At 37.6% G+C, this 17,282-nt stretch carries 13 protein-coding genes; 6 read left to right on the forward strand and 7 right to left on the reverse strand.

The annotated features are described in order from the left end of the window. The 3 genes from SCALIN_RS21895 to SCALIN_RS01400 form a co-directional block, all read left to right on the forward strand. The coding region (locus SCALIN_RS21895; protein WP_162532102.1) for a hypothetical protein at positions 1–993 on the forward strand (993 nt) is incomplete at its 5' end. A 499-nt stretch (positions 994–1,492) separates the two neighbouring features. After that, positions 1,493–2,980: a hypothetical protein gene (locus SCALIN_RS01395; protein ID WP_096892482.1), complete on the forward strand. Its 1,488-nt coding sequence runs from the start codon at positions 1,493–1,495 to the stop codon at positions 2,978–2,980. A gap of 134 nt (positions 2,981–3,114) precedes the next feature. Further along, a complete protein-coding gene (locus SCALIN_RS01400; protein WP_096892483.1) occupies positions 3,115–5,745 on the forward strand; it encodes a hypothetical protein in 2,631 nt (876 codons plus the stop codon). A 201-nt stretch (positions 5,746–5,946) separates the two neighbouring features. Here SCALIN_RS01400 and SCALIN_RS01405 read toward each other — a convergent pair whose 3' ends face one another. Further along, a complete protein-coding gene (locus tag SCALIN_RS01405) occupies positions 5,947–8,433 on the reverse strand; it encodes a DEAD/DEAH box helicase (protein ID WP_096892484.1) in 2,487 nt (828 codons plus the stop codon). Positions 8,434–8,587: 154 nt separating this feature from the next. Next, entirely contained in the window at positions 8,588–8,989 is a 402-nt protein-coding gene (locus SCALIN_RS01410; protein WP_096892485.1) for a peptide chain release factor family protein, read from the reverse strand. 196 nt (positions 8,990–9,185) lie between these two features. On the opposite strand from SCALIN_RS01410, the gene SCALIN_RS01415 reads away from it, so the two are divergent. Beyond that, positions 9,186–9,725: a VOC family protein gene (locus tag SCALIN_RS01415; RefSeq protein WP_096892486.1), complete on the forward strand. Its 540-nt coding sequence runs from the start codon at positions 9,186–9,188 to the stop codon at positions 9,723–9,725. Between the two features lie 135 nt (positions 9,726–9,860). On the opposite strand, the gene SCALIN_RS21555 is transcribed toward SCALIN_RS01415, so the two are convergent. Next, the gene (locus SCALIN_RS21555; protein ID WP_133111597.1) at positions 9,861–10,235 is read right to left on the reverse strand and encodes a hypothetical protein; all 375 of its coding nucleotides are present in this window, start codon (positions 10,233–10,235) and stop codon (positions 9,861–9,863) included. A 222-nt stretch (positions 10,236–10,457) separates the two neighbouring features. Here SCALIN_RS21555 and SCALIN_RS01420 point away from each other — a divergent pair, with 222 nt between their 5' ends. Further along, complete coding sequence (locus SCALIN_RS01420; protein ID WP_096892487.1) at positions 10,458–12,011, forward strand: cache domain-containing protein; 1,554 nt, start codon at positions 10,458–10,460, stop codon at positions 12,009–12,011. 25 nt (positions 12,012–12,036) lie between these two features. Next, entirely contained in the window at positions 12,037–12,531 is a 495-nt protein-coding gene (locus SCALIN_RS01425) for a hypothetical protein (protein WP_096892488.1), read from the forward strand. 2 nt (positions 12,532–12,533) lie between these two features. Here SCALIN_RS01425 and SCALIN_RS01430 read toward each other — a convergent pair whose 3' ends face one another. The 4 genes from SCALIN_RS01430 to SCALIN_RS01445 form a co-directional block, all read right to left on the reverse strand. After that, positions 12,534–13,655: a sodium ion-translocating decarboxylase subunit beta gene (locus SCALIN_RS01430; RefSeq protein ID WP_420885409.1), complete on the reverse strand. Its 1,122-nt coding sequence runs from the start codon at positions 13,653–13,655 to the stop codon at positions 12,534–12,536. Positions 13,656–14,251: 596 nt separating this feature from the next. Continuing rightward, positions 14,252–16,030 carry a biotin/lipoyl-containing protein gene (locus SCALIN_RS01435; protein ID WP_203415298.1) on the reverse strand — a complete coding sequence of 593 codons (1,779 nt, stop codon included), beginning with the start codon at positions 16,028–16,030 and terminating at the stop codon, positions 14,252–14,254. Positions 16,031–16,214: 184 nt separating this feature from the next. Further along, on the reverse strand, positions 16,215–16,466 hold the full coding sequence (locus SCALIN_RS01440) for an OadG family protein (protein WP_096892489.1): 252 nt from the start codon (positions 16,464–16,466) through the stop codon (positions 16,215–16,217). After that, positions 16,466–17,263 carry a biotin--[acetyl-CoA-carboxylase] ligase gene (locus SCALIN_RS01445; RefSeq protein ID WP_096892490.1) on the reverse strand — a complete coding sequence of 266 codons (798 nt, stop codon included), beginning with the start codon at positions 17,261–17,263 and terminating at the stop codon, positions 16,466–16,468. Before SCALIN_RS01445 ends, SCALIN_RS01440 begins: the two co-directional genes overlap by 1 nt. Positions 17,264–17,282: the final 19 nt, after the last annotated feature.

The following is a 17,282-nucleotide window of genomic DNA, read 5'->3' on the forward strand; positions in this document are numbered from 1 at the left end:
GTTGTCAGGGAAAACATTGAAGATATTCCTATTAATGATATTGGCAAAGTACTTCCGTTTAATGGTGACAATCTCGGTGAACTGGATACATTGAAAGTTAGCGATGTTGCAACTGCTAATAATGAAATGAGAAACGCAATAGAAAAGAGGGTTGGAAATGCAGATAACATAACTGTTTATTATTCATGTTTCTTTAACCCGAATCAAAAAAGGGATGAAGTTGTAATTAATTATCACTTTCTTTATGCATATGATCCTAAGACTGAAAAAGATGGACAACGGTTTAAAATAGCGTCTCATGTTTTTGACCGTGAAAGTATCAGTATCGTTTTTAACTGGGACAGGAATAATCCGAAAATCGAACCTCAACCAGATTCGGTATTATATGGCGCACATCTCCCGGGTCAGACAATAACATTAAAAAGGAAGGACAACGGTGAGGAGCAGGCATGGTCTACAGGACGAGTTAAACTGAAGTGGAAAGATGTTGCAATTGTTAAAAATGAGAAAATGGGTAAGTTCCATCCGGTTGTAGCCGTCGCATTGGGATCTCATGCTCCATATCCGGTATGGGGAAATTATGTTGTTGATCCGGGGAAGATGCTTCCATCATTGACGGAACCAGCAAGGGCGGGCAAAGGATTGATCCCGGTTTGCTATGAGAACAATAAGAGGAAACTTGAAGAAGTGTTTGAAAGTAAAGATGTTAGTTTTTACAAATTAGCAGATTTAGAATTAGATTCTATTACCAGCACTTCAAAAAACAGTATTTTGGCATTCAGTGGTGATGTGGTAGACATCATTGGAGGAAATAATGCCAAGTTTCCACCGTTTACTAAACGTGAAACTGAAATAGACAAATATGTTAATGGTACTGCAGACGATCCGGTCCATATTTGGGACCTCAATAAAGTAGATAAAACGGATGATACAAAGTTTGCTGATTTGGTTAATAAAATTGAAAAAAGTTTGACAGAAGGAATGGTAAGATAATAAATCCATGTTGATATTATTTTAAACTACCAGGTACAAAAAAATTAAGGAATTCAAATATGATAAAAGAAAAAGTGAAAATATTCCTGTCAGACTTACACGTTGGAGACGGATGACCTGCTGCTGATTTTACACCCTCAAAGGAAGATGTATTTACAAAAGTTTAAAATGAACTCTCCTCTTCCTATGGTAAAGGGAGTGTGTTAATAATGCTTGGTGATATTTTCGACTTAATCGAATAGAAAGAGGATGATCCTGTAAAAGCTATCGATTTTGCTGTTAAGAAAGACGATGCATTTGTTACGGCACTGAAAAACTGGCTGAGAAAAGGGAATAAGCTGTTTTAACTGAAGAAAAAAATGAATTTCCCTAAAAAGAAGAAACCCGTAGAAGAAGATCCCGCGTATGCCGTTGATACTGATCTGTTTACATGATAAACAAAAGGATAATTTACGTTAATCATTAAACTTAAAGTAAACTTTACCATTAAAAAATTATTATGGATGAGAAAAAAGAGAGTAAATCTTCACTTCCACTTCCTGCCCTCCTGCTAATATCTGTTTTCATAGCTGGAGGTGTGGTCAAATACATTGCGCCTATGGATTCAATGCGTCCTTCACATAATAGAAGAAATGTGGAAACACAATTTGGTGATGAAAGAGTGTTGTCCCGTATGTGGCAAGATCCTTTGCAGACGGTTGATCAATATATAAAGAGACAAAAAAAGGAAGAGAGAATAGCTGTTAATAACCCTCAACCGTTAGGTTTCAAGGAAAGTCCATTATTAATTTTACCGGTATTTACCGGGTCAGGTAATAGTGCTGAAGATTCTGAAGTGAGGTTGCGTAGCCGGTACGCTCTGCTTTCAGCACTTCACACAGCAGGGTATAAGTCAAAAAATGCATCTCATATTGGGGCCTTTAATCTCAAAGAGTTCAGAGAACTATATCTGAGGGAAAAATATAAGGATGATTGGTCACGTTATGATCAGGATGCCTTTATTCCTTTTGAGTGGTTTGTCCCAGACCCTTTTATGGTTACAAGTTTTGTGGGAAAACAGAATAAAAAATTAACTGAATACAAAAGCATATTAGTTATCTGGTTAAGTGAGAGGTATTTTAATGATGAAATAATCTGCCAATTAAAATATCTGCATGATTATTTATTTAATTTATTTAAATGCAAAGAAGATGATGAGCTATGTTTTAAGATTATTGGCCCTACCAATTCCACACTGCTTGAAAAAATGTTATCTGAAGCGGAAAAAGGCTCATTGTTCATGACAAGTTGTGATATCTCAAATTGGAAACACTTATTGAAATTTATCAAGAATGACAAAAAAGTATTAAGGAGAGAACTGCTTATATCTAAATTGAATTATTACCCGTATGAAAAGATAAAAAACATTGATGATGTAAATCAATTAGACGATAAGATGAAGAATAATATCCTAGATGCATTTAATGAAATTAAGGACGACTTGTCATTTTATAAGAACAACAAGGATGAAATTGATAATACGAGTATTATGCATAAGTCTTCGATACAAGATAAATTTAAAAAACTTAAAGCTGATAAAATATTAGATAAATCGGGAAAACTGTTAATAGAAAAAGATGATTTGACAAATCCTCAAAAATGGGATATTGAACGATTCAATGTGGCAATCTTAAAGCAACTTTATGAACAAAAGGGTAAAACTATGCATATGTACTCTCCCTGGTCAACTGCTGAACCATTTTTTATGTCTAATAGCGATTTTCGAGAAAAAAAAGTGGGAGGATCTCAAGAGATCGTGGAAATTATGAGAGATCCTTCTTTAATTTTAGAAGGTAATATTGACTGGGAGTCATTATTAGACAAGATTAAAAAAGGTTCAAATAAAATAGAAAATAATACTCTTAATAGAGGAATGAAAATATTGGAATCTAAACTGAATGCCGATCAGTTAGAAAATATTAAAAAGAAAAAAATACAAACGAATTAGGATTTGAAACGAAACAGAATATAGTAAAAGCGTTTAATAATATTAAGGATAATTTAGCATTTTATAAAGAAGTAATTGCTGGAAATGGTATTGAAATACTTGAAATAAAAGAGGCGTATGATGATATTATCGGATTGTTTGATAAAGCTGGAAATTTAGAGAAAGCAGAGTCTGATTTAACAGATTTAGAAAAAAAGAAAATTGTATGGTTTAATATTGCTGCTTTGAATCAACTTTTTCCTAATATTTTGTCAAAGAGTTTAAAGTCTAAAAATAATTATTTAGATGTTTTATCATCAGCAGATATCTCTTTTAATAGAACGATCCATATAGATCGGTGTCTGACGGATTCATTGGTAGTGGAGTTACGCAAAAGAGGTGTAGATATGTCCAATGAGGGAACTGATCATATAGTGCTTATCGGTGAGTGGGACTCCTTTTATGGCAGGGCTTTGCCAATGTCATTTGCTCTGTCCATTGAAAAATACCGTATGAAATCTTCAAAGAGAAAGAAAAAATTGATTGATAAAAGATTGTTTCCGAAGCGGATTCATAGATTGGCTTATATGTATGGAATAGATGGAATATTGCCTGGTGATGAAGGGGATTCAATTAATCCTGTTGTGGATAAACCAGACAAAATATTACAAAAAGAAAACAGATCTCATAAAGGTTATTACAAACCAGAGTTTAAACAACCTTTGGGTAAAGCCCAGTACGACTATATACGCCGTCTGGTAAAAAGGATTAGGCGATTACCGTTTAGTGGTTATGAAGAGACTGAGTCAATGACGTCGAATTATAATGCTGAAATTCGCGCAATCGGTGTGTTGGGTGGTGATATTTATGATAAACTTCTGATCTTTAGGGCTTTGCGTCCTGAATATCCAAATGCTATATTCTTTACTAACGATCTGGATGCACGTCTTTTTCACGAGACCGAGTTAAAGTGGACACGAAATCTTATCGTAGCTTCAAGTTACGGCCTTCAATTACATCCGGAATTGCAAAAGGATATTCCTCCGTTTCGCTACAGTTATCAGAGTTCACTGTTTGCAGCAACTTTGCAAGTATTGGGTATCAGAGACATTAACCTGGAGAGAGAGAAACCACATAACATTCTTCCAAGAATATTTGAAATTGGAAGAAATGGGCCTTATGATTTAACTCCATTTTCGAATCTGAAAGAGGATCAGGCTGTTCCTTTGCATCCCAAACATTATGTACAATGGCAAAGTAAAGTATTCAATAGGGGATTTTGGTTGTATATTTTTCTTACGGTTGTTTTTCCATGTCTCATGTTTATGGTTTTAATTTCTATAAAATTAAAGGAGATTAAATATTTAGTATCCGATTTATACAAAAAAAAGAAACAGTTACCAGCTTTAAACCATAATAATTCTTTAAAGATAAAAATATTGCAAATGTTTAGTAAGGTTATCAAGAACTTTAACAAATTAACATTCGAGGGAAATAAACAAATAAGAGTTTTGCAAATGTTTAGTAAAGTTATCGAGAACTTTAACAAATTAACATTCGAGGGAATTAAAAAAGAAAGAGTTTTCTGGTCATTTGTTTTATCCATTCCATGTTTGATTTCCTTTATAGCTCTATCGTCTATTATTTATTTAGATTTCCGGTGCGGAGAGGGTGAACCTCTGACATTTTTAGATGGCATCAGTATTTGGCCTGCTGTATTGATTCGTTTATTTTGTGGGGTTCTCGCAATATACTTTATTTTATTATCCAATTATAATTTTATCCACAGTGAAGGTGTCATAGATAATCATTATAGCCAAAGAAATGCTGATGACATCTCAGTTGCATGGCATAAGTACAGAATTAAAGAGGGTGGTGTTAAGAAATGTATGGGCTATGCCGTATTTTTTGCATTAGTCTATTTATGTGTAGTACTTGTAGTCTTGATTATATTTGGATGGCCTCCTGTCCCTTTTCGTGGAAGCTTAAGCTTTTATACGGATAGCTTTATACTGGGGTTCAGTTTGTTGCTTATGAGTCTCCTCGCATGGTTTGTATTTAATAGAGTCTATTATTGTAGAAATTTCTTTTCTGACATAGATGATTCACATAAAGACAATTTTGTATCGAATAATGATAAAAGTTGTTCTATCCGTAAAATTATTGGTAAGGGTAAATGTGTCAGGAAAGATAATGATTGTCAGAAAGAAGTTAGCTCATGTCTGCAAAAATATGATACGAATCTGACTGAAAAAATTCAAGCAGAATATTCAAAAATCTGGGTTATAGCTAAAAGAACTGAAGCGATTGGGAAAATGATACTTTATTCTTTTATTGTTTTTGCGATCCTTTTGATTTCCCGAAACCAGTTTTTCGATTGTTGGACGTGGCCAATTCCATTAATATTTGTTATCGGTACTTCAATTTGCATAGGAATCTACTACTCATTTATACTATTCTATTCTGCAAATAATATTCGTAAACAGACAATAACCCGTCTTTACCAAATTAGGTTACAATTAATGGGTATTCAAATTCCATCTATAAAAAAGAATGATCGTAAGAAAATGAGGAACGAACAAAGGTTGATTAATGACGATATATCGAAGTTGACCGAACGAAAAACAAAGTACATAGAATGCATGATTAACGATATCAAGGATTTAAAAGATGGAGCGTTTACACCGCTTGGTCGTAACCATCTGCTCATTGCAGTGTTAACACCTTTGGGTGGAATAGGCTCTCTTGCAATACTACCACATTTGATACAATTGTTTGGTAAATAGGTAATTTAATTATATCGGAAATTACATTTTAACTGCTTATATTGCAAGAATATACAATTTTGTATAAATGTTGTATGGCCCGTTTTATAAACGTGCCTCTCCAGAATGCCAATTTTTGATAGTAATATTATAACAGATCGTTATAAACCGTTGATGACTTGTGATAACCTTATGTTGAGCCAATCTCTGTTTCCTCTAAAATCACTGCTTTGAGATTAACTCTCCTAATGAGGAAAAAATATTTTGTAGCACGTCTTTTTCTGGAAGAGGGATCTTCAGATATTTCTGTCCCGTCTTTTCATCACTTTCAATCAAGGCACCTCTCTTTTTGCTTTTAGTATCTACCGGTACCTCAATAGCATTACTGAGATTAGTTAAAAGTTGAGCGCCAGCTTTCAGAAGGTTACTCAACTGTTCAGATTTTTCAACTCCGGTTTCGGTAGGGGGGGCAGTTTTTTTGGCAGGTTCTTCATTTTTTTCTTTTAACTCCGCGGCTATTTCATCACTCTCTTCTTCCCGTTTTTCCTGTTTTTCAATAGCAGGGTCAGATTTTTCCAATGTTTCTGTTACGGTTTCTACTGTTTTTACAAATCTGCTTACCTGTGATTCTCCAACCATTACTACGTCTTCTCCTTCGGAATCGAGCACTCCGGCAAAAAGTGACTTTTTAAACTTTAAGAGTTCCAATATCCTTGCTTCAATAGACTCAGATGAGATGAAGTTTATTACACGTACGCTTCTTTTCTGACCCAGTCTGTGTACGCGTCCAATTCTCTGTTCCAGGATTGCGGGGTTCCAGGGAATGTCCATGTTGATCACAATAGAACCACTCTGCAGGTTTAAACCGACCCCTCCAGCATCAGTCGACAAGAAAACCATGCACTCAGGGTCTTCCTTAAACTGGGTCATCAGTTCCTTTCTCTGCTTTGAGGGGACATTCCCGTTCAGATGCACGTATTTAATGCCGTTTCTTGCAAGAACATGTTCAACTAATTCAGTCATTCTAAGCCACTGGCTGAAGATAACGGCTTTTTCATTGCCATCAATAATAAGTTCTTTTAGAATGACTTCAAGTTCATCAATCTTTGGGCCATGAATAGTCTTTTTATCAATCAGATAGGTATTGTCTGCTGCCATACGCATAAAATTAAGAGCAATCAGTAACCGTCTCTGGTCTGCTTCACACAGAAATTTATAACGTCGCCACTTTGCCACCAATCTAACCACAATATCATAATTTTCATCATGGATAACGTACTGCTCTTTTGTCATTGGAACAAAGAAGTTCTTGTCAATCCGTTCCGGAAGTTGTTTTAATACTTCATCTTTTTTTCTTCTTATCAGCACATTACCCAATGAATTCCTGATAGATTTAAGGTCCTTATATCCAATAACTTTGCCTCCCTCATCTACTATCCTGTGCATCTGGACGAACCGGTATAGTGGGCCAAGATGGTGTCTGTCAATAAGCTCCATGATAGAGTGCAGCTCTTCAATTTTGTTTTCAATGGGTGTTCCGGTAAGTACTATAGCAAATGTTGAATCCAACTGTTTTACATATTTTGCGGTCCGTGTCTTCCAGTTCTTTATTCTCTGGGCTTCATCGAGGATGATAAGGTCCGGAGACCAATTCCTTATATATTCAATATCTCTGAAGATAAGCTCATAATTAACAAGTTTGTAGAAGGACTCATTAAGATATAACTGTCGTCTGTGATGGTTGAGTCCTTCAATTACACAGGAAGTCCTATTACAGAATTTTTCTATCTCTCCATTCCACTGATGTTTTAATGACGTTGGAGAAACTATTAATACTTTTTTGATATTAAAGAGCTTTGCCATCAACTCGGCTGCAGTAAGCGCCTGGATTGTCTTTCCCAAACCCATATCGTCGCCAATTAAGCATCTCCCTGCCTTAACCGCAAACAAAGCACCTTCCTTCTGGTATGGATATAACTCTGTTTTTAATATATTTTTGAATAAAGGGCTTTTAATCCCTTGCTTTAGCTTTTTTTTGATAACGTTTTCTCTGTGTGCGGTATCCTGGTGTTCGGCCACAAAAGACATGACATCATCATAGCATCGTACTTCATGTTTATTGTTTTTAGGAATAGCATTAAACAGTTGAGGAAAATTGAGAATTTGCTCATCTTTCAGCACATTGTACGTGTTAAAAAATTTTTTCATTAACTTCGACAGGCTTGATGGAATATCTTTTCCTTGACGTAACCTTATCTCACGCTTGAGCCCATAATGCAGGTATATTTCAGAAAATGGGAGAGCATGTGTTTCTGCAAAAGCTTTTTTAGCGCCTCTTTTTTTCTTTAGCTTAAATAGGGTAAATTCGATGTGTTTACATGTGCCAAGGTTGTTAATACTATAATCAGGGCATGAGCAGAAATTATCACTTGGCTTGTCTCCACGAATTGAAATCTTATATGTTTTTTCAGTTTCCGGATTTGTTACTAGAAACTCAGAAAATATGGAATGGTTGCCTGCATTTTTCAGTTTGAATTTCTGCTGTTCTGCAAACTGTTTTCTGAGAAGCCGTTGCCACTCTTCCAGTCCAATATCCTCTGGTTTATGTGTCTTTGACACCTTTAATTTAATAGGTCTCTTTTTCTGGTTTTTTTTGATTTTTGTGCTTCGTCTCTTTTTGGCGGATTTGTCTCCAATTGTACTTTTCATGATGAAAAAAAACTACTCCCTCTAAATGTTTAGAATGGTCTCTTGAAATTGACTTATCTGTTGTAAGCTTTGCAAATTAGCTGTCTACTAATAGCATTATAATTAAACACCAGTGAATGTCAATGTAACGGTGATTAACGGTGGGTTGCCTTTCTTATATCTCATCTGCTTTTTCTTGTTTTTCTTGATCAGGTTTAACTGGAGCAGATTTCTCTTTTGCACGTTTTCTGTTTTTTCTCTTTTGTCTCCTGATCTTCTCAATGCGTTTTTTCTCTTCTCTGGTAAATCCATTCTGTAAACGCTCTATCTGATCTAAGAGTGTACGGCGCGCGAAAAATCTATTGAGAGCTTGAGACCGCTCTCTCTGGTATTTAACAGTAATATCTGTTGGGATGTGACGAAGGCATACACAGGACGATGTTTTGTTTACTTTCTGTCCTCCAGGCCCTGAGGAACGAATAAATCGTTCTTCAAGATCATTTTCACTGACATTCAGTTCCCGCATTCTGTCAAGGAGGGCTTTTTCCTTTTTTTCAGATATGTTAAATATAGACATAATATATTTCGTTGCTATTTGTTGTTTAAAAGAGTATATCAGATTAAATAGAAATTTGCTATGTAACAACCTGCATGAAAAGGTATGCATTTAAGTACGGTAAAAATCATGTAATTGATTATACTGACTGGAAAGAGATGTTCAATAAACTATGTGTCTGAACTTATTATTGTAAAATAAGCAAAAGGGGGTAAACATGCAAATCAGGACAAAAGGTATTAACCATCCGGCTCTCTATGGGAGGAATCTTGATGAGACGATCCATTTTTATACTGAAGTATTAGGGATGAAATTAGTGCTGCGCCAGCCGAATCTTGTGGACCCGAAATTGACTCATCTATTCTTTTCTGCTGGTAACGGTGCTTTTGTCGCTTTCTTCATACCCAATGATGACTCCGAAATTGAGCTGAGCAAAGGAAGTGAAGGGCTCGGTTCAATGCAGCATTTAGCATTTAATTTAGATATGCCAATTGAAGAAGCTATGGATGTGTTGGACCGGAACAGAATCAAATTTAAGGGGCCAATTGATCGGGGATACGAGTGCTCCCTCTATTTTTACGATCCTAACGGAATAAAGCTGGAATTGATGACGTGGAAAACAGCTTTGCCTCCCGGATCAAATGAAGCAGAAGTCATCGCCAGGGCTCAGAAAATTCGTGAAAAAGAGAATGATTATAATATAGAGGATCAGCATGTTCGACAAGCAATGAATGAGCTTGGTTTTTCTTTAGATTAGATTGAGATAACAGAATAAACACAATACCCGGGGATAGATTTTTACTAAATATCAGCGACATCCGGTTAGGTTTTTGCGTATACCGCTTTTGTCATACCCGCCCGCCTGTACCTATTTGGGCAGGAATTCCTTTATTTATCGGGTATCTATGTGACGCGTCCAATCTGGATTCCCGCTTAAGCTTTTCCTCGCAAGCTTTAAGCGGGGAGCATGCCTGCCCGAATAGGTGCCTGTCTCCACCAGAATGACACCCGCCAGAATGACACCCGCCAGAATGACATTGTCGGGCTGGTTGTAGGGCTGGCGAACGGCTGGCCGGGCAAGAAGGACGGATAGAAAAAATACGAAAAATAAAATTGCCAAAAATAAAACAAAAGATAATGATAGTCGCTGTAGGGTGGGCACTGCCCACCAAAAACATTCTACATCCGGAAAAAAAATCGTAGGGTGCGTTTTACGCACCAAAAACATGACAGCATAATCAAGTATTTGTTTAATATATAACACCATTGCTGTATCCAACGTTGTTAGTGGTGCATAGAATGCACCCTACTTGTTTTTTGGCGAACGGTGGAGCCGGGCGGGAATGACAGTTTTGGAGCATTAATTTGCAATACGCAAAAAGCTAACCGGATGATGCTGACTAAATATTAAGGTTAAATGTCCAGGTAAAAATTTGTATAATGTTATGATTAATTGATATTGAGAACCATTTTTAGAAGTGGAGTGTCTATGGATAGTAATTTTTCTTACTGGAGAATGGTAATAATAGGTGTGCTTTCTCTCTTGTTAATTGTTGCCATATCCTTTTTCTTTTATTTTGAACATATATATTTTAATTACAATCCGAAGGAGGCTACCTTCTCTAAATTAGAAAATATCAGAAACAAAAAAAAAGCGAAAGTAATAAGGTATTTAGACCAGCAGAAAGAGAGAGGGATCAAGGTGTGTCAGAACAGCGATATTAAAGATTATTTCAAGAAACTTCTTTATCTATACAGTAATCATGGATATGGAGGTATAGAATATGCCATAATAGAAAGTGTGGTTAACAAGCTTTTTGTGATTGAATTAGATAAGTTTTATGATCTTCTCTTTATAGATGCAGAGGGAGATGTTTTCTTTTCTGTCAAGAAGGAAGATGACTTCCTGGGTAACATACATGAAGAACGCTTTAATGGCGTTTCATTATTTGAAAAGATACGAAAGATACAAACCAGAGAGACAGAGTTTGTTGATTATGAGTATTACTCTATTTCGGATGAACCGGCTTCTTTTTTTATCACTCCTGTGCTTAAAGCAGACAAGATACAAGGCTATATTGTATTGCAACTGCCGATTAACGATATCAATTGCATATTAACAGAAAGGCAGGGCCTGGGAAGAACAGGTGAAGTGTATTTAGTAAATTACAATCAGTTAATGATAACACAATCCAGGTTTGTTGAAGATAACACAATATTAACCAAACAGATCGATACTGAGGCCGTAAGGAACGCCATATTGGAGAAGAGAGGGAACAAGATAATCAAAGATTATCGCGATAAAAGAGTTTTCAGCTCTTATGAGCAGTTTGATTATGAAGGGACGGAATGGATTATCGTAGCAGAAATAGATGAAGATGAAGTTATTACAGAAATCTATCTGAGCAGGGAAAAGGAGCTTTTTAACAAAGTTACTGATTATCTGTCAAAATATTCTTATCAGAATGATATACAAAAGGTATTTGGAAAGGAGTGGAAACAGAAAAACAGTTCTGTTAAGGTTGATTTTAAGGAGTTTCAAAAGAGTAAAAACGGCCAATCGCTTTATACCGAAGGTATTGCGACATGTACTGCAATGACTATTGGCTATCCTGGCAAATTTGGATATCTGCTCCATATTACCCCCACAGATGGGTCATACAGGAACGTCGGGTTTCTCACCAGGTTGTTATTAAGAGACAGCTATACTGACTTTGTGGAAAGAGTTATGAGCGGTATCTGTAGGTATGATATTCTCCAATGTGAGAAATCACAGTTGCGGATTGGTCTTATGGCAACTCATGATGACAGTTTTAAGAATATCATTCGCAAACTTACAGAACATGGAGTTGAACTATCTCAAATAAAGGTGCTTTATAAAAAAAATTATCAAAAAGTAGATGTTGTTTTTGATTATAGAAATGATCAGGTATGGAGCCTGTGGGGGGGCAAAGGGTTTAAAATGGTCTATACGGATGAATATGAAAATGCCCCTGATATTGGTGAACTAATTAAAAAATTGAGTAATTATAACCGAGTATAATGTTAGCTTTAAGGTTGGGAAAATCATGAAACCACATTGGCTTATTGTGCCGTTAATAATATTATTGATACCGCTTTTTATCTTATCCAGGGACAAGTTTGAGTATAGGGGTGAGATTTCGGACGAGGGGTTAGATTTAAATAAACAAGAGATGAATGTATTGATTCATGAGGAAGAGAAGGAGAATAATATTTATGAAAATGTAACCAAATTCAGGATGCATATGAAATCACTTGATGAATACTACGACGCACTGACAGAGTCAATTGAAATTCAGAGCTGGGACGACATATCCAAATATGCATTGATGTTGAAAAACACATCACCATTGATCTTTACAGGGATGAGGAAGGTAGATTTGCCAAAGGATTTTGTGCTTTTAGATACCGCCTTCCATTTTCAAGCCCTTGCGGTAGTAGCGGCGTGTGAATCAAGAGAGATGGTCAAGATGAATATTGAATATGAGAAATTACAGAAAACATGTGATGATTGTCATGAAAAATATAAGGACAGAGAGTAGCGTTACATGAACACTGCGAGAAGTATACCGGCCGCAACTGCAGAGCCAATCACGCCTGCCACATTTGGTCCCATTGCGTGCATTAGAAGAAAATTGTGAGGGTCTTCATCCAGTCCAATTTTATTAGACACTCTTGCTGCCATAGGTACTGCCGAAACCCCTGCAGATCCAATCAGCGGATTGATTTTATTCTTCGATGAGAATATATTCATAATTTTTGCCATGATCACACCGGCAGCAGTTCCGAATGAGAAAGCAAACAAACCCAGAACAATAATACCTAGAGTTTCCATGTTGAGAAATTTATCTGCAGACAACTTACTTCCGACACCCAGTCCCAGGAATATTGTTACAATATTGATCAGCGCGTTCTGAGTCGTATCACTCAACCGTTTGACTACCAGAGACTCCCGCATAAGATTACCAAACATAAGGAAACCTATAAGCGGCGCTGCGGATGGAAGAAGCAGTGCTGTGAGTACAATAACAACAATCGGGAAGATTATCTTCTCGCGATGTGATACATATCTAAGCTGTTTCATCTTGATCTTGCGTTCATCTTCAGTAGTTAACAGCTTCATGATAGGCGGTTGAATAATTGGCACCAGGGCCATATAAGAGTATGCGGCAACCGCTATTGAACCTAACAGTCTCGGGCTCAGCTTGGAGGCAAGGAAGATAGACGTAGGCCCGTCAGCACCTCCGATTATCGCAATGGATGAAGCATCTTTTAGTGAGAAGTCTATGCCGGGAACAAGTTTGGTAAGTATTATTGCCCCGATAAGGGTTGTAAAGATACCGAACTGCGCGGCCGCGCCAAGCAGTGTAGTGCGAGGGTTGGCAAGTAGTGGCCCAAAGTCAGTCATCGCTCCGACACCCATAAATATAATCAGTGGAAAGATTCCCGTCTTTATACCGGAATCATAGACATATCGAATGATCCCGCCTTCGTCGTTAATGAAGGCAAGTGGGATATTTGAAAGCACCGCGCCCATGCCAATAGGTATAAGAAGCAGAGGTTCAAACCCTCTCGCAATTCCCAGATAAATCAGAAGCAAACCTACACTGATCATCAGCAACTTGCCGATACCTTCAGTCCAATTTGCGGAATTGTCAGAGATCATAGCGTACAAACCAGTGCTTTTCAACAAATTACTGAATACCGTTTTAAAGGATAATTTATCTTCAATCTTCTTCACTTCTGTAGAGTGGACTACGATATCCTGCTTTTTAATCTTAAGGAGAGACGCTCCTGCATCTAAAGGGGTAAACTTCTTATAAAGATCTTTGTTGATATAGGAAACGTTACCCGAAACACCGGAAGTAATAGTAATCTTGTTATGACCTTTATCCACAATGAGGGCAAGAAAATCACCTTCTCTGACATTGTCACCTACTTTTAGCTCCGCACCATTTTTTATTGATACTTTCAGAAGCATCGATTTAGATGGTATTTTTACTGTCACCGTATTTTGGGAAGTAGCTGAATACTCCTGTGCGCTTAATGTGCAGGTAAACGCAAAAAATGAGATAAGCAAAATGAAGGCTATTCGTTTATGTAAAATATTCATTTCGTAAAATATATGACTCTTAAATCAATGTTAAATTATATAGTTTTTTCAAAAGACGAGGTTCTTCGGTCGTTCCTCTCTCAGAGTGACACGTTGAGATGTCATTCTGAATGTGGTGAAGCAAAATGAAGGCCCTTTTGCACGTCTCTCTATTCTATCATAGCAAGCGTGTCACCATTCTTCACATTGTCACCAACTGCTACTTCTATTGCAATAATCCTACAATCTTTTGGAGCTTTAACAGGAGATTCCATTTTCATCGCTTCAAGGACGAGAATTTCTTCACCTTCCTTTACCGTATCGCCCACATTTGTTTCAACGCGCATAACGGAACCCGGCATACTGGCAACAATCGGCTCGCCTTTAATAGCAATCGCGGGTCCAGTTGGCACGATTGTCTGAACAACACCGGTACCTTCAGCCACAGTAACGTTAAATGATTTGCCGTCAACGGTAACGGTGTAATTGCCGGTACTATCCGTGCTTTTAGTCTTTGCGGTTGAAGGTGCTTTGGCTTCCGCTTCAGGAGTTATTTTTCTTATATTTTCCTTCATGTTTCCCTTAAGGAACTCTATCCCTTTTTCACCGCATGCATACGCTATAAAGATATTTTCGTCATTTACCTCAAGGCTGTTTTCTTGAAGGGTTTTTGTGGCTTGCGGGATACCAGGTTCAAGTATTTCAAGCGGATGACCGTCAAATGGCTTTTTACCCAACTGTTCCTCCGCAATTTTAACAATTTCAGGATCAGGGCTTGAAGGTGTGCGTCCAAAATAACCGAGTATCATATTACCATAACCATCTGTAATCTTTTTCCATTTGCCCTGCGTTACATTAGCATATGCCTGCTGGAAATAGAACTGTGATACCGGAGTAACCGATGTGGCAAAGCCACCCTTTTTGACGACTTCAGTCATCTCTCTTATTACTTCCGGATAGAGATGAAGCGTTCCCGTATCACGCATCATCATGGTGTTTGCTGTTAAAGCACCTCCCGGCATTGGAGAAAGAGGGATTATTGGAGATACCTGTTTTGCCTCAATTGGTATAAAATAATCCTTCATACACTCTTCAAAAATCTTTTCTGCTTCCACAATTTTCATAATGTCTACATCAATCGTCCACTCTTTACCCTTAAGGGCATGCCACATTGAAATGATGTCAGGTTGACATGTTCCTCCGCATACGGGGCTCTTTGCGAGGTCAATACCAAGGTTGTTGTCTTTAGTCGCCGCTCCTTCAATTGCCGCCAGGTTACACGCTACACTTACACCCGCAGTGTCATGTGTGTGGAACCATATTAACGCGTCTTCTCCGAGAATTTCCCGTGCTCCTTTAAATGTGTCATACACCTTCTGTGGGTTGGCTGTTCCGCTCGCATCTTTAAAACAAACCGAATCAAAAGGAAGTCCTGAGTCCAGAATCGCTCTCAGGCGTTGAAGGTAAAACGTGGATGTGTGCGCTTCTTCACACTCTTCCGGGAGGTCCATCAGAGTTATGCACACTTGATGATGGAGTCCCGCGTCAGTTATACACTTACCTGAATATTCGAGGTTTTGAATATCGTTGAGTGCATCGAAATTGCGGATAGTAGTCATTCCGTGCTTCTTAAAGAGGACGGCATGAAGGTTTATAATATCTTTGGGAGCCTGAGACAGGGCTACTACATTTATACCCCTGGCAAGAGTCTGGAGATTCGCGTCAGGACCTGCAAACTTCCTGAAAGTATCCATCATGTGAAATGCTGATTCGTTACAATAAAAGAAAAGAGATTGAAATCTGGCGCCGCCACCGGCTTCCATATGCTTAATCCCAGCTTCCGCGGACGCCTCTACTGCCGGCATAAAATCCTGAGTAAGCACACGCGCGCCATAAACAGACTGAAATCCATCTCTGAATGATGTGTCCATAAATCTGACTTTTTTCACAATAGTCACCCTTTCATATAATATAAAAGTATATTGTTTTCTGCGATAGTATAACAGGTTTTGAAATGGTGGATTACGCGAAGCGAACCCACCTGGCTTTTACATCTTTCTATAATATAAGCTTTTGATGGATTCGCTTCGCGTAATCCACCATACGTCTTATTTACATTTTTGTACTAACGTATTAAACTTTTCTGTATGCATGTATAGCGGCAGAGATGACTGCCGTCTGTACATGGCTACCACTTGCTGGCATACTTTTTCTCTTTTTCTTATTTTTTCGCGCAAGATCTGCTTCCGCCATGGCAGATTCCTCATTGCGAGTATGTTCTCTGGTGAAATACTCAAGTAGTGATATGGCAGCATTCAGAAGTACAAGGAAAACAAACACAATCCCCATACCGATAAACATCAACATAATTGCGTTGCCGATCATTACTGTTTCCTCATTAAATAAGAATTATGAAACTCTATTTCTCCGGAATTCAGGCTGATAATGCCGCGCTTTTCACATTTGAAAAGCAATGTGCCGTCATCGTTCAGATCAATTATTTTTCCGGAGTATGAATTCTGTTTAACGTCTGTAAAAATAATATGTTCATTGACAAATGCCAGTCTTTTTTTTATCTCCTGCCGGTTTTGCGAAAAACCAGTCTGGCACAATACATTAAAACAATTTATTATAATTTCAAGAAGTTTTTCCAATAAAATTTTGCGTACAACTTTATGGCGTAACTCGGATCGCAGTGAAGTGGCTGGAATATCAATACCGGTAAGGGATTTATCCGTACTGTTGATATTGATGCCTATTCCCAGCACGCCACATACTCTTTTCTCAGTTGCCGTTATTTCACAGAGTATTCCGGATATTTTTTTCCCCTCTATAAGCACATCATTTGGCCATTTTACAGATGGTTTCAGTCCATAACCTTCAAGTAGCTGGGCAATAGACAGGGCCGCAATCTGTGTTAAATTCTGTCTTCGTTCCTGTTCCAGCGTCGTCAGTGGCAACAGTAACGAGAATGTCAGGTCCTGGCCCGGCTCAGAGTTCCATATTCGGGTAAAACGGCCTCTCCCACATGTCTGTTTGTCTGCCCAGATTACCGAGAAATCCGGCAATTCGGCGTAATGCTGTTTAAGAAACGCATTGGTTGAGTTCAATTCAGCATATTTATAAATTGTATATGCCTCTTTGTCAGTTTTGATTATTTTCGGTTTTAATTCAGTGTTCATAAATAAATGGTCACTATTG

The organism is Candidatus Scalindua japonica (genome assembly GCF_002443295.1).
Lineage (GTDB): Bacteria > Planctomycetota > Brocadiia > Brocadiales > Scalinduaceae > Scalindua > Scalindua japonica.

Coding starts and splice junctions, on each gene's coding strand:
- SCALIN_RS21555 (WP_133111597.1), bottom strand. CDS start 10,235: ATGGTGTTATATATTAAACAAATACTTGATTATGCTGTCATGTTTTTG.
- SCALIN_RS01395 (WP_096892482.1), top strand. CDS start 1,493: ATGGATGAGAAAAAAGAGAGTAAATCTTCACTTCCACTTCCTGCCCTC.
- SCALIN_RS01425 (WP_096892488.1), top strand. CDS start 12,037: ATGAAACCACATTGGCTTATTGTGCCGTTAATAATATTATTGATACCG.
- SCALIN_RS01420 (WP_096892487.1), top strand. CDS start 10,458: ATGGATAGTAATTTTTCTTACTGGAGAATGGTAATAATAGGTGTGCTT.
- SCALIN_RS01430 (WP_420885409.1), bottom strand. CDS start 13,655: ATGATCTCTGACAATTCCGCAAATTGGACTGAAGGTATCGGCAAGTTG.
- SCALIN_RS01445 (WP_096892490.1), bottom strand. CDS start 17,263: ATGAACACTGAATTAAAACCGAAAATAATCAAAACTGACAAAGAGGCA.
- SCALIN_RS01410 (WP_096892485.1), bottom strand. CDS start 8,989: ATGTCTATATTTAACATATCTGAAAAAAAGGAAAAAGCCCTCCTTGAC.
- SCALIN_RS01415 (WP_096892486.1), top strand. CDS start 9,186: ATGCAAATCAGGACAAAAGGTATTAACCATCCGGCTCTCTATGGGAGG.
- SCALIN_RS01405 (WP_096892484.1), bottom strand. CDS start 8,433: ATGAAAAGTACAATTGGAGACAAATCCGCCAAAAAGAGACGAAGCACA.
- SCALIN_RS01440 (WP_096892489.1), bottom strand. CDS start 16,466: ATGATCGGCAACGCAATTATGTTGATGTTTATCGGTATGGGGATTGTG.